Genomic DNA, 12,927 nt, shown 5'->3' on the forward strand with positions numbered 1-12,927 from the left:
GTGCTGGACAACGTCGAAATCGTCGCGGTGGCCTCCGGTGCCGCCTGCGTGGCCGGGCTGCTGCTGGCGGTCGTCGCGCTCGTCGGCACCCGCCGGCCTCCCGGCGGCCGGCCCGGCGCGGGCCGTGGGATCGACCGGCTCTGGAAGGGCCCGGGCACCACGCCGCGCGAGCAGCGGGCCCACCAGGCGCTGCTCGTCGCCGCCCTGGTCGCGGGCGCGCTGGCCTTCCTGGTCACCGGCCTGCCGGTCGTCGGCCTGCTGGTCGCGGTGGCCGTCCCGGGCACCCCGTGGCTGTTCTCCGTCGGCAAGGCCGAGCAGCGGGCCATCGCCCGCATCGAGGCGGTCGGCGAGTGGACCCGCCGGCTCAAGGACGTCTCCGCCACCGGCCAGGGACTCCAGCAGACGATCATCGGCACGGTCGCCACCGCGCCCGAGGAGATCCAGGAGGAGGTACGGCTGCTCGCCGCCCGCCTCCAGGCCGGCTGGCTGGCCCGCTCCGCGCTGCTCGCCTTCGCCGACGAGATCGGCGACCCGGTCTGCGACCAGGTGGTGGCCGCGCTGATCCTGCACGTGACCGACCGGGGCGAACGCCTCGGCGACGTGCTCGGCTCGATCGCCGGAGCGGCGGCGGCCGAGGTGGCCACCCGCCGGGAGATCGAGGCGAAGCGCACCCAGCCCCGCTTCGCGGTCCGTTTCCTCACCGGGATGACCCTGGCCACCGTCGCGTACGGGCTGCTCAACACCGAGTACATCAGCCCGTACGGCACGCCCTTCGGGCAGCTCGTGATGGCGGCGCTCGGCGCGGCCTTCGTCGGCCTGCTGGCCTGGGTGCGGTCGATGAGCCAGCCCCGCCGGCCGGCACGCTTCCTGCCCGCCCCGGACCCGGAGGAGGTGCTCGCGTGAACGCCGTGATCCTCAACTGGCAGCTCGCCGTCGCCGTCTGCGGCGGGGCGACGGGCGGGCTGGGCGCCTTCCTGGTGGTCCGCGAGCTGGTGCCGGCCACCCCCGCGCTCGGGCCCGCGCTGCGCCGGCTGCACCAGCCGGCCGGCACCGGGCAGCTCGCCACGCCCGCCGACCGGCGGCTGGAGTGGCTCACCGGGCTGTCCCGCTGGCTGCGGCCACCGCACCGGCAGCTCGCCCTGATCGACCGGACACCCGAGCAGTACGCCCTGTCGATGCTGCTTTCCGCGCTGATCGGGCTCGCCGCGCCGACGCTGCTCGGCGTCACCCTGTTCGCCGTCGGCATCCGGCTGCCGGTGGTCGTACCCGTGCTCGGCAGCCTCGGGCTGGCGCTGCTCTGCGCCCTGATCGCGCACCGGGCGGTGCTGGACCGGGCGGACAAGGCGCGCGACGAGTTCCGCCAGGCGGTCTGCACCTACCTCGACCTGGTCGCCCTCCAGCTCTCCGCCGCGCACGGGCCCGTGCAGTCGCTGGAGCGGGCGGCGGCGGTCTGCGACGGCTGGGTCTTCGACCGCATCTCCGAGTCGCTGCGGATCGCGCAGATGCAGATGCACTCGCCGTGGGACGAGCTTCGCGACCTCGCCGAGCGCATCGGCATCGCGGAACTGGGCGACGTCGGAGCGATCATGCGCTCCTCCGGCAGCGAGGGCGCGCAGGTGCACGAGACCCTGCGCAGCCGCGCCGACTCGCTGCGCGACCAGATCCGCACCGACAACCTGGCAAGGGCCGAGGGGGTGACCAGCCGGCTCGACATCCCCGGGGCGCTGCTCGTCTTCGTCCTGCTCGGCTTCGCCGTCTATCCGTTCATCGCCCGCCTGTGATCCGACCCCGAGAGAAGGAGCACGTCATGTCCGTCATCACCCGCCTGCACGTCGCGCTGTCGACACGCCTGGCCGAGCTGCGCGAGGACGGCGAGCGGGGCGACAGCCCCGTACCGACCGCAGTGATCATCTTCGGTCTGGTCGCCGTCGCGATGGCGGTCACCGCCGCCGCCCTCGGTGCCGCCAACGACTGGATGGACAACATCCCGACCCACCAGGACCCGAAGTAACGCCGGGCCGTGCGCCGAGCAGACTCCGTCCCGGGACGCCGGGCGGCCACCGCCGCCCGGCGTCCCGTCCCGGCTGCCGCCGGGCGCCCCGGTCCGGCCGCCGGCCAGAGCCCTGTGCCGGGTGCCGTCCGGCGCCTTGTGCCGGCCGTCCGGCGGCGGCTCGTGGTTGGCGGGGTCGACCGGGGGGCCAACCCCGTCGAGTTGGCGGTGGTGATGCCGGTGATCCTGCTGCTGCTCTTCGCCTCGATCCAGACCGCGGCCTGGTTCGTCGCCCGCTCCACCGCGCTCAACGCCGCGCAGAGCGCGGTCAACGCGCAGCGGCTGCACCAGGCGCCAGCCGGGGCCGGTGAGGCCCGGGCCGTCCGGTTCCTGCGGGCCGCCGGCGGCTGGCTCGTCGGCTGGGACGATCCCGCACCGAGCTGCCAGACCACCACGACGGAGGTGACCTGCACGGTGCGCGGGCGGTCCCTGTCCGTCGTACCCGGGGTCAGCTTCCCGGTGCACCAGACCGCGCACGGAACCGTGGAACGGTGGACCACGCCGTGAGCCGTACCGCCGAGCGGGGCTCGGTCTCGATCGAGGTGGCGGTGCTCGCCCCGGCCTTCATCGCGCTGATCGTGCTGGCCGGCGTCGCCGGGCGTACCGCCGTGGCGGCCGAGGCGATCGACGCCGCCGCCCACGACGCCGCCCGCGCCGCCTCGATCTCCCGGGACGCCCGCACCGCCCGCGCCGAGGCCCGGGACGCGGCCCGCCGGCAGCTCGGCTGGCGCGGCCTGAACTGCGCCGGCACTCCCGAGGTGACCTTCAGCGGCGCGGTACGCGGCACCCCCACCAGCTTCGACGCGGCGTTCCGCAGCCCGGCCGGGCAGGACGCCTCGGTCACCGTCCGGGTCGCGTGCACCGTCTCCTACGGGGACCTGCACCTGTCCGTCCTGCCGGGGATGCCCGCCGGCAAGCGCGTGTCGGCGAGCTTCACGTCGCCGCTGGACCGCTACCGGAGCCGGGGATGACCGCCGTGGCCGGCCGGCACGACCAGGGCCGGGTGAGCATCTTCCTCGCGGTGGCGATGGTCGGCGTCCTCTCCGTCATCGGCCTGGCCTTCGACGGCGCGGGCCAGCTGCGCACGTTGCAGCGGGCCGACAACCTCGCGGCCGAGGCCGCCCGCGCCGGCGGCCAGGCCATCGACCGGGCCACCGCCATCGAGGGCGGGCCGACCCGGATCAACCGTCCCCAGGCCCGCCGGGCCGTCGCCGACTACCTCGCCGCCGCCGGCGCCGCCGGCCACACCGTCAGCTTCCCGGTCGTCGACGGGGAGACCCGGGTCCGGGTACGCGTCACCGTCACGCACCGCAGATCCATGCTCGGCCTGTTCGGCTTCGACGAGACCGTCACCGTCTCCGGCGAGGCGACCGCGCGGCCGCTCACCGGGGCACCGTAGGAAGGGAAGGCAGCCATGGCCGCATCGGGGCGTTCCGCCGTACGGCGGACCGGACGCATCCTGACCGGGTTCGGCGCGCTCGTCGTGCTCTGCGCGGTGCTGGTCGGCGCGCCGGTGGCGCTGCTCGCCCTCGCCGGCAACCCGTTGCCCGATCACCTGCCCACCGTCGCGGAGATCGGCTCGACGCTGACCAGCCGCGACGACGGGCGGCTCTTCCTGCGGGCGCTGGCGCTGGCCGGCTGGTTCGGCTGGGCCACGTTCGCCCTCTCCGTCCTGGTCGAACTCTGCGCGCAGGCGCTGCGCCGACCCGCGCCCCGGCTGCCGGGAATGAGTCGCCAGCAGCGGGCCGCCGCCGCGCTGGTCGGTTCGGTCGCGCTGATCCTCGCGGCCAGCCCGGCGGCGAGCGCGGCGACGGCGGTCGCCGGCCCGTACGCCCTGCCGTCGGCAGCGGCCGCGACCGCGCAGCCGACTGTCGCGGAGGCCGCCTGGCCGGGTCCGGCCGCGCGCACCTGGTCCGCCTCGGCCGCCCAGGTCGCCCGGCCCGCCTCGGCCGCTCCGGTCACTCGGCCGCTGTCGGCCGCCCTGCCTGCTCAGCCCCCGACGACTGTCCCGGTTGCACGGCCGGCATCGGCCGCCTCGGCCGCGCCGGCCGACCTGTCCGCTCCTGCCGACTCGGACGACGGCGTGGCGGTCTACCGGGTGGCCCGGGGCGACCACCTGGGCGCCGTCGCCCAGCGCTACCTGGACGAGTTCGCCGACTACCGGGAGTTGGCCGAGCTGAACCGGCTCGGCGACCCCGACCGGATCCACCCCGGCCAGTTGCTGAAGCTGCCCGGGGACGCCGAGGACCGGGGGGCCCGCCGGCACGCCACCGGCCGCCTCGTCGCGCGCCCGACCCCGCCCGCTCCCACCCGGCCGGCCCCGCAGCCGGCGCCGGGGAAGGTCGCTCCCGAGCGGGCGACGCCGCCCCCGCCGGCCGCCGAGGCCCCGGTGCCGCCCCCGGCGGAGAGGGACGCCGGTCAGGCCCCGACGGTGACGGTGGGAGCCGCCCGGGCCGGCGAACCCGATCGGGTGAACAGGCCCCTCGCGGTCTCCGCCGTCCTGGCGGTGGCGAGCATCGTCGGCGCGCAGATCGGCGCGGTCCTGGGCCTACGCCGCCGACCGGGCCACGTACCGGCCGGCGCCGCCCGGACCACGGCCGCCGCCCGCCGTGGCACCGCCGCGCGCGACACCACCACGACCAGGCGCGGCCCGGGTCGCCGGGACGTCGGCACCACCCCGCGCGGCAGCGCGACCACGGCCGACCGGGACGGTACGGACGCCGGCACCCACGACTCCGCACACCCGACCGGTCACGGCTCCGCGTACGCCAGCGGCATCGTTCACGCGGGCAGGACCGCCCCCGGCACGGCCACCGGCGTCGGCACCTACGACGGCGGGCTGACCGCCGGCGCCCGCGACGACGATCTGACCGGCCACGGCCGAACCCACCCGGGTTCGTCCCGCGACACACCAATCGGCCGCCACCGCCGCCCCTGACCCATCCACCCTGCTCACACCCGCCGACGCCCTACCACCCACCCCACCCCACCCCGCCCAACCGAAACCGCTTCGCTCGGGCGACCACCGATACCGCTCGGGTGATCAAGAGGTTTGGTCACGGCAGGCAGATCGAACTCGCCCCAAACCTCTTGATCGACATCGGAGGCCGAGGCCGGAGAGCACGGGACCGGGCGGGCCGAGCCGGGCGGGCCGAGCCGGATAGGGGCATGGCCCAGCCGGACAGCACGGCAGCCGGGCCGGGAGGGCGCAGGGTGCCGGTCAGGGGAGGCGGGTCTCCAGGACGCCGTTGACGACGCGGGTCGGCAGGACCTGCTGGTCGTTGCCGGACGGGCCGTGTACGACCTCGCCGCCGTTGAGACGGAACGCGCTGCCGTGCCACGGGCAGACCACGCACGCGTGCCCGTCGATCTCGCGCACCTCGCCCTCGCCCAGCGGGCCGCTCTGGTGCGGGCAGCGCTCCAGCATCACGGTGACCTCGTCGCCGTGCCGGTAGAGGATCACCGAGACGTCGTCGACCTCCCGGGTGATCAGCTTGCGCTCCGGCAGGGCGGCCATGTCCGCGATCGAGTGCCAGCCGTCGCTCATCCGGTGCAGCTCGGAGATGCTCTGGTTGACCTGCGCGCCCTGCTTGTACGCCAGGTGCCCGCCGAGGTACGCCCCCATGCTGGCGGCGCCGAGCCCGAGGAAGCCGAGCGTACGGCCGAGGTTGTGCCGGCCGGTCATCCGCGCGGCCACCGAGCCGGCGTAGAACGCCAGGCCGACGCTGTTGGACGCGGCGTGCACCAGGCCGACCCGGCGCTGGTCGCGGGCGAGTGCCGCCCAGTCGTTGAGGCCGGCGACCGCGGCCGGGAGGGCGCTGACGGTGCCCACCGTGCACAGGGTGGTGGCGGCCCGGCGCTGTCCCGGCATGAGGTCCAGCACCGCCGTGCTGATCCACGCGCCGACCGGCACCTGCACCATCGCCGGGTGCAGCGGATGGCCCAGCCACACGCCGTGCAGCAGGTCGCGGACCCGCTGCGGTCGGAGGGTGGCCTGGACGGCGCGCTGCAACCGGTCGCCGACCCGGTCCAGGCCGGATGCCTGTTCGATCTTCGTCAAGAGTGCTCGCACCCGTACCGACTTCCCGGCAGGAGCCGGCGCAAACCGGTCGGCGGTGACGGATCCGCAGCCGTACGTGATCGGGCCCCCGCAGACCCGTAACGGGACGCCCCACCGAGGTCAGCTCTCCCGTGCCGCCCAGCGGTCGTGGTGGATCGCGTCGGCCAGCGGGCGCTTCTGCCGCCAGCCGTGCCGGGCCAGGTCGGGTACGGGCTCGAAGTGGGTGACCGGCCCGAGGCAGAGCCACGCCACCGGCCGGATCCCGTCGGGGATGCCGAGCAGCTCGGCGAGCCAGGGCTCCCGGTAGAACGACACCCAGCCCACCCCGAGCCCCTCGGCGGTCGCGGCGAGCCAGAGGTTCTGGATGGCGAGGCAGGTCGAGTAGAGCCCGGTGTCGGCGATGGCGTGCCGGCCGAGCACGGCGGGGCCGCCCCGGGACTGGTCGTGGGTGACCACCACCGACAGCGTCGACTCCAGGACGCCGTCGATCTTGATGCGGGCGAACCGCTCGGCCGCCTCCCCGTCGAGCGTCGCGGCGAACGTGTCCCGCTCGGTGCGGACGTGCTCGTGGAACCGGCGGCGCAGCTCCGGGTCGCGCACCAGGACGAAGTCCCAGGGCTGCGAGTAGCCGACGCTCGGCGCGGCGTGCGCCGCCGCCAGCACCCGGTCCAGCGTCTCCTCGGGCACCGGCGCCCCGGTGAACTGGGCGCGTACGTCCCGGCGGCGGTGGATGACGTCGTACAGATCCAAGGCAGGCTCCCGCTGCGCTCGGCCCACGCCACGCCGGACGCGGGCACCGGACGCGAGGCCGGTCTTCGGACTCCCGGATCGACGCCTGGCCGTCCGCCTTCCCGGCCCGGGCGGGCCAGTGGCTGCGCGTACGCGTGGACGGTGGCTCCCCGGTCACCGCGGCGGGCCCGTGCCGGATTCGCACCGGCTTCCCGATTCTCCCCGCTCGCGCGGGGCACCTCACATGATCGTGCCATCGGGATGCTAGCGCCGCCCGGCCCGTCCCGGTCCGGCGGGCGGCGCGGTGCACCCGCAGCGGTGGAAATCCGGTCGCGGGCCGCCCGCCGCGGTACCACTGTGGTCCGGGTGTACGCACTCTCCTCCCGCCCGCTGCCGGCCGGTCGACCGGCGACCCGACTGACTCTCGCGCTGGGACAGCCCCGGGCCGTGCCGCCCCCGCTGCTGATGCTGCTGGGCATGCTCTCCACCCAGGTCGGGGCGGCCGTCGCCAAGCAACTCTTCGGCAGCACCAGCGCCGGCGGTACGACCACGTTGCGGCTCGGCTTCGCCGCGCTCATCCTGCTGGTCCTGGTCCGGCCGGGGCTGCGCCTGGGCTGGCGCACCGCCGGTCTGGTCGGGGCGTTCGGGCTGGCCCTCGCGGTGATGAACCTCGCCTTCTACGCGGCCCTGGAACGGGTGCCGCTGGGGGTCGCGGTCACCATCGGCTTCGCCGGGCCGCTGCTGGTGTCGCTCGGCGGCAGCCGCCGGCTCGGCGACGTGGCGTGGGCGGCGCTGGCCGGCGGGGGCGTGCTGCTGATCAGCGGGCTCGGCGGGACGGGGGTGGACCGGGTGGGGCTGCTGTGCTGCGTGGCCGTCGCGGTCGGCTGGGCCGGCTACGTGCTGCTCGGCAAGGCGGTCAGCGCCCGGGTGCCGGGCAGCCGGGGCCTCGCGCTGGGGATGGCGGTAGCCGCGCTGGCCGTGCTGCCCTTCGGGGTCGCCGGCAGCGGTACGGCGCTGCTCGACCCGTGGACCCTCGCGCTGGGGGCGGCGGTGGCGCTGCTGTCGTCGGTGCTGCCGTACTCGGCGGAGATGGCGGCGCTGCGCCGGATGCCGGCCCGGGTCTTCGCGGTGCTGCTCAGCCTGGAGCCGGCGATCGGGGCGCTGGTCGGGCTGGTCCTGCTCGGCGAGCTGCTGGCCTGGCCGCAGGCGGTCGGCGTGGCCTGCGTGGTCGGCGCCGCGCTGGGCGCCACCCTGGTCCGCCCGGGCCGGTCCGCCCCGCACTGACGCCTGGCGCCGCCGGCACCGCCGGGGGCATGCTGTCGCAATGGGGGTACGCGTCGAACGCGCCGCGGCGGTGACCACGGTGATCCTGGATTGCCCGGAGGCCCGCAACGCGGTCGACGGGCCGACCGCCCGGGCGCTGGCCGACGCGTTCCGCGCCTTCGAGGCCGACCCCGGCGCCTCCGTGGCCGTGCTCTGGGGGGCCGGCGGCACGTTCTGCGCCGGCGCCGACCTGAAGGCCATCGGCACCCCGAGCGGCAACCGCGTCGAAGCGCAGGGGGACGGCCCGATGGGCCCGACCCGGATGACGCTCAGCAAGCCGGTGATCGCCGCGATCTCCGGTCACGCGGTGGCCGGCGGGTTGGAGTTGGCGCTCTGGTGCGACCTGCGGGTGGCCGAGTCCGACGCGGTGCTCGGGGTGTTCTGCCGCCGCTGGGGAGTGCCGCTGATCGACGGGGGCACGGTCCGGCTGCCCCGGCTGATCGGCGAGAGCCGGGCGATGGACCTGATCCTCACCGGCCGGCCGGTGCCGGCCGAGGAGGCGTACGCCATCGGGCTGGTGAACCGGCTGGTCGCGCCGGGCGAGTCCCGGTCGGCGGCCGAGCGGCTGGCCGCCGAGATCGCCCGGCACCCGCAGACCTGCCTGCGCAACGACCGGGCGGCGCTGCTCGCCGGCGCCGGCCTGCCGGAACCGGCGGCGCTGGAGGTGGAGCTGGCGTACGGGATGGAGTCGCTGGCCGCCGACGCGGCGGCCGGCGCGGCCCGGTTCGCCGCCGGCGCCGGCCGGCACGGCGCCCCGGCCCACTGACCGGGCGGAGGCCCGACCAGCGCGCCGCCCCGACCGACGGGCGGGCGGGAGGCCCGACGGGCCGGGCGGTACGGCCACCGGATGTCCGGTGACCGCACCGCCCGAAAGATCGGCCGCCGCTCGGGCGACCGGGGTGGGTCAGTTGCGGTTGATGGTGAACGTCGAGGTGGTGTTCTGGATGTCCACCGCGTTGTTGCTCAGGCGAAGGTTGTTGAAGGTGACCGACCCGACGGCCGGGCCCTGCCCCGACTCCGGCATCGGGTTGGCCCAGATGCCGAAGCCGGACTTCGCGTCGTAGGCGTCACCGCTCTTGCGGGCGCCGCTGATGGAGACGTTGGTGAAGACCGTGTCGGTGATCGGGAACTGCGGCTGCCCACCGACGTAGTTGGTCTGGAACATGATGCCGCTGTAGGTCGGGTCGACGATGTCGACGTCGCTGACCCGGATGCCCTGGAACACCTTCGAGGCGGAGAAGACCCAGATCGCCGGGAAGGTCTGCGCGCCCCAGAAGTGCCCGCCGGCCCGCACGATCGAGATGTTCTCGAACCGCGTGGGCGGGCTGGCGCCGAAGCCGTTCATCGGGTAGCCGAAGTCGAGCGAGCTGATGGTGATGCCGGAGTAGACCAGCGTGTCCGCGATGTAGATGTTGCGGAACGTGTTGCCGTAGCCGCCGTAGACGGCCACACCGGCGGCCCGCCAGGTCAGGGTCGAGGTCAGGTTCTCGTAGATGTTGTCCTTCATGTCCGCGCCGCCCGCGTCGATCGCCGAGAACAGCGCGAAGCTGTCGTCACCGGTGGCCCGGGCGTCGTTGTTGCTGACCAGGTTGTTGGTGCTCCCGTTGGTCATGTTGATGCCGTCGGCGAACATGTTCCGGATCCGGGAGTTCTTGATCGTCATGTGGTCGGTGTTCGCGCCCCAGTAGAGGCACACCATGTGCTCGTTCCAGATGTTGTCGATCACGATGTTCGACACGTTCGAGAAGTCGAACACCTTGCCCGGCCCGTCGATCCGCGACGTGTAGTTGCCGAAGTAGGCGAAGTTCGCGAAGGACGATCCGGCCGCCGAGTTCTCGGCCCGGAAACCGATGTCGGTGTTGTCCTGGCCGGACGGCGCGTTGAACCGGGTGTACCAGGGCCCGGCGCCGGTCACCTTGACCGCCTTGCCGTACACCTGGAACTTCGACGCGGTGGAGTAGTTGCCGGCGGGCAGGTACACCCCGACGAGGTTGCCGGTGGTGTCCATCCGCACCCGGTCGAGGGCGTTCTGCACGTCAGAGTGGGTGAAGCCGGTCGGCGTGGTGTAGCGCGCCGGGTCCGGGTTCGCGATCGGCGCCACCTGCTCGGTGTTGATGAAGTCGATGGCGTACGTGGTGGTGTTGGCCGGGTCCTTCTGGAGCCGGATCCGGCTGCCGGCCGGCACCGTGGAGTTGAGCATGACGTTGGCTTCGTCGTAGATGTGCCGCGGTCCGCCCGCGCTCGGCGAGTTGCCCGGGCTGGCCTCGTTGCCGTAGAGCCAGGCGTACCGGGACGTCAGGTCGATGGCCTTGTGGAAGCTGCCGTTGACGTAGACGTTCAGCGTCGAGTTGATGCCGCCGCCGCCCGGGGCGTCCGGGATGGAGAAGCGGGTGACCAGGGTGTTGGTGCTGGCCCGGGTGGTCCACTCGACGTAGCTGCCGGTCGAGTTGAGGGTCACCGCCCGCCGGCCGGACGCCTCACCGGCGAGGTCGCCGACGGTCCGGTTCGGCCCGACGACGCTGGCGCCGCCACCGACCACGCCGTCCTCGGCCTCGTACATGTCGTACGGCATGTTGGCGCCGCGCCCCACGAAGAGCGCGCGGTCGCTGGTGTTGTTGGCCTGCTTGACCGGCAGCTCGTTGCCGTCGGCCGCGAGCACCACCCGGACGGTGTACTTGCCGTTCGCGGCGGTCCAGGTGCCCAGGTTGACCGGGCCGACCGTGGCCCCGGCGTTGATCACGCCGGAGTACGAGCCGGTCAGGGTACGGACGACCGTGCCCGCCTCGTTGAGCACGGTGAGCGTGATGCCGTGCGCGCCGGACGCGGAGGCGATGCTGCCGGCGTTGCGGATCGACACCGAGAAGCTGACCGTGTTGCCGGCCGCCGGGGTGCCGGGCGACCAGGCGACCGCGGCGGCGACCAGGTCGGAGCTGGCGACCGGGCTGACCACCAGCGGGCTCGGATTGGTGTAGCTGTTGTTGGTGTCGTCCTGCTCGACGACGGTGTTCGACTCGTCGACCTTCGCGCTCAGCGGGTAGCTGCCCGCGTCCCGGGCGCCGATGTTGGCGGTGACCGTGGCCGAGGCGCCGGCCGCCAGGCCACCGACCGGCGCGGTGCCCACCCGGTTGGTGCCGAGGTAGAAGTTGACGTTGGTGGCGCCGGACGCCGCCGAGCCGGCGTTGCGGACGGTGGCCGAGAGCGTGACGGCGCTCGTCTCCACAGGCGCGGACGGGCTGAACGACATGCCGGTCACGGTCAGGTCCGGGTTGGGCGCCGGGGTGCCGATGACCTGGAACTCGGCGATCTGCCCGGCCGGGGCGCCGGTGTTCGAGGCGATCGAGAGCCGCACGTCGGCCGCCGCGCCGGAGACCGGGATGGTCACGGTGTTGCCGCTGGTCGGGTTGAAGCTGTAGTTCGCGGCACCGACCCGGGTGGTGAAGGTCGAGGAGCCCTGGTCCCGGCCGAGCACGGTGATGTTCTGGGTACGCGCCCCCCAGGCGGAGTCCGGGTTCAGCTTCAGCACGACCTGGCTGAGGCTGGCGTTGGCGCCGAGCTGCACGGTCAGCGTGCTCGGGTTGCCGTTGCCCTCCCAGTAGGTGGCCACGTTGTTGTCGTTGGCGTTGCTCGCCACGAACGTGTGCACGTGCCCGGAGGCGGTGATCGGCTTGCCGACCGCCAGGTTGGTGCCGACGGGCGGGTTGCCGGTGCCGGTCCGGGTCACGGTGTTGCTGTTCGCCGACTGGTTGCCGGCCGCGTCCTTGGCCCGGACGTGGTAGGAGACCGTGGCGCTGTCCGGCTGGCTGTCGGTGTACGTCAGCGTGGAGCCGTTGACGCTGCCGCGCAGCGCGCCGTTGGCGTAGACGTCGTACCCGGTCACCCCGACGTTGTCCGTGGACGCGGACCAGGTGAGCCGGATCTGCCCGCTGGCGGGCTGGGTGTACGCCAGGTTCCCGGGGACGCCGGGGGCCTGGGTGTCGGGGTTGCCGGCGGCGCCGTAGACCTCGACCTCGGAGAGTTGGGCGGCCGGCCAGCCGGTGTTGCCGGTGACCTGCACCCGCACGTACCGGGTGCTGGTCGCGGCGAAGCTGACGGTGACGGTGTTGCCGGTGGCCGGGTTGAAGGTGTAGCCGCCGGACGCCTTCAGGGTGGTGAACGACGAGCCGGTGGTGGAGCCGAGCACCGACAGCGTCTGGGTGCGGGTCTGCCAGGCCGACGAGGGCGGCAGCTTGAGCACCACCCGGTCGACGTTGACGGTGGCGCCGAGGTCGGCCTGGATCCACTGCGGGAACGCGTTGTTGGCGCTCTCCCAGTAGGTGTCGGCGTTGCCGTCGTTGGCGTTGCTCGCCACGTAGTTCTGGTTGTGGCTGCTGGCGCTCATGGTGGCGGAGAGCCCGGCGAGCAGGGCGGCGCGGGCGGCGGTCGCGGCCGGGTCCGCCGGTGGCGCGGCGGCCGCCGGGGTCACGGCCGGGACGGCGGTGAGGAGCAGCCCGGCGAGCACGCCGGCGAGCAGCCGTCGGTTGGCCGGGCGGATGGACCGGGGGACGGGACGGCGCGCGCCGGTCGGCGCGGTCCCGGGTCTGGTGCCGAGTCTGGACATGGGGTCGCTACACCTCTTTCGGGGGTGGGGTGCGGGTGCGTTGCCCGGTGACGGGCGCAGGGGTACGCCCGTCGTGCCGCGACAGGTGGGGGACGGTGCGGGACGGGGGTCGGGGCGGCGCTGCGCCGGGCCGCCCGGACTCCGGTGGCCCCCGCCCGGGACGGGCGG

The 12,927-nt window shown here is 74.5% G+C and carries 11 protein-coding genes, 1 pseudogene and 1 riboswitch; of the genes and pseudogenes, 9 read left to right on the forward strand and 3 right to left on the reverse strand.

Translation table 11 applies throughout. From position 1 onward, the window contains the following. The 7 genes and pseudogenes from DER29_RS10555 to DER29_RS10585 form a co-directional block, all read left to right on the forward strand. A complete protein-coding gene (locus tag DER29_RS10555) occupies positions 1 to 903 on the forward strand; it encodes a type II secretion system F family protein (protein ID WP_121397188.1) in 903 nt (300 codons plus the stop codon). 8 nt (positions 904 to 911) lie between these two features. Further along, a complete protein-coding gene (locus DER29_RS10560) occupies positions 912 to 1,781 on the forward strand; it encodes a type II secretion system F family protein (protein WP_121399133.1) in 870 nt (289 codons plus the stop codon). A gap of 26 nt (positions 1,782 to 1,807) precedes the next feature. Further along, positions 1,808 to 2,011 (forward strand): hypothetical protein, encoded by a 204-nt coding sequence (locus tag DER29_RS10565; protein WP_121397189.1) that lies wholly within the window; start codon positions 1,808 to 1,810, stop codon positions 2,009 to 2,011. 114 nt (positions 2,012 to 2,125) lie between these two features. Beyond that, positions 2,126 to 2,557, forward strand: a complete 432-nt coding sequence (locus tag DER29_RS10570) for a TadE family protein (RefSeq protein ID WP_121397190.1) — start codon at positions 2,126 to 2,128, stop codon at positions 2,555 to 2,557. Continuing rightward, complete coding sequence (locus DER29_RS10575) at positions 2,542 to 3,021, forward strand: TadE/TadG family type IV pilus assembly protein (protein ID WP_121397191.1); 480 nt, start codon at positions 2,542 to 2,544, stop codon at positions 3,019 to 3,021. The genes DER29_RS10570 and DER29_RS10575 overlap by 16 nt, the downstream gene beginning before the upstream one ends. Continuing rightward, the gene (locus DER29_RS10580; RefSeq protein WP_121397192.1) at positions 3,018 to 3,449 is read left to right on the forward strand and encodes a pilus assembly protein TadG-related protein; all 432 of its coding nucleotides are present in this window, start codon (positions 3,018 to 3,020) and stop codon (positions 3,447 to 3,449) included. The genes DER29_RS10575 and DER29_RS10580 overlap by 4 nt, the downstream gene beginning before the upstream one ends. Before the next feature lie 15 nt (positions 3,450 to 3,464). Further along, positions 3,465 to 4,640, forward strand: a pseudogene (locus DER29_RS10585) (LysM peptidoglycan-binding domain-containing protein); the annotation flags it as partial. A 630-nt stretch (positions 4,641 to 5,270) separates the two neighbouring features. On the opposite strand, the gene DER29_RS10590 reads toward DER29_RS10585, so the two are convergent. Together DER29_RS10590 and bluB are read right to left on the reverse strand one after the other, a co-directional pair. After that, a complete protein-coding gene (locus DER29_RS10590) occupies positions 5,271 to 6,122 on the reverse strand; it encodes a Rieske 2Fe-2S domain-containing protein (RefSeq protein ID WP_121397193.1) in 852 nt (283 codons plus the stop codon). 108 nt (positions 6,123 to 6,230) lie between these two features. After that, a complete protein-coding gene (gene bluB / locus DER29_RS10595; protein ID WP_121397194.1) occupies positions 6,231 to 6,860 on the reverse strand; it encodes a 5,6-dimethylbenzimidazole synthase in 630 nt (209 codons plus the stop codon). Between the two features lie 38 nt (positions 6,861 to 6,898). Then, positions 6,899 to 7,097: riboswitch (cobalamin riboswitch) on the reverse strand. A 108-nt stretch (positions 7,098 to 7,205) separates the two neighbouring features. Between bluB and DER29_RS10600 the strand changes: the two genes are divergently transcribed. Beyond that, positions 7,206 to 8,123: a DMT family transporter gene (locus DER29_RS10600; protein ID WP_199729211.1), complete on the forward strand. Its 918-nt coding sequence runs from the start codon at positions 7,206 to 7,208 to the stop codon at positions 8,121 to 8,123. Positions 8,124 to 8,163: 40 nt separating this feature from the next. Continuing rightward, positions 8,164 to 8,928 carry a crotonase/enoyl-CoA hydratase family protein gene (locus DER29_RS10605; RefSeq protein ID WP_121397196.1) on the forward strand — a complete coding sequence of 255 codons (765 nt, stop codon included), beginning with the start codon at positions 8,164 to 8,166 and terminating at the stop codon, positions 8,926 to 8,928. Positions 8,929 to 9,066: 138 nt separating this feature from the next. Here the strand turns inward: DER29_RS10605 and DER29_RS10610 are convergent, their stop codons facing one another. After that, positions 9,067 to 12,759: a discoidin domain-containing protein gene (locus tag DER29_RS10610; protein WP_121397197.1), complete on the reverse strand. Its 3,693-nt coding sequence runs from the start codon at positions 12,757 to 12,759 to the stop codon at positions 9,067 to 9,069. Positions 12,760 to 12,927 lie beyond the last annotated feature (168 nt).

It is taken from the genome of Micromonospora sp. M71_S20 (assembly GCF_003664255.1).
GTDB lineage: Bacteria > Actinomycetota > Actinomycetes > Mycobacteriales > Micromonosporaceae > Micromonospora.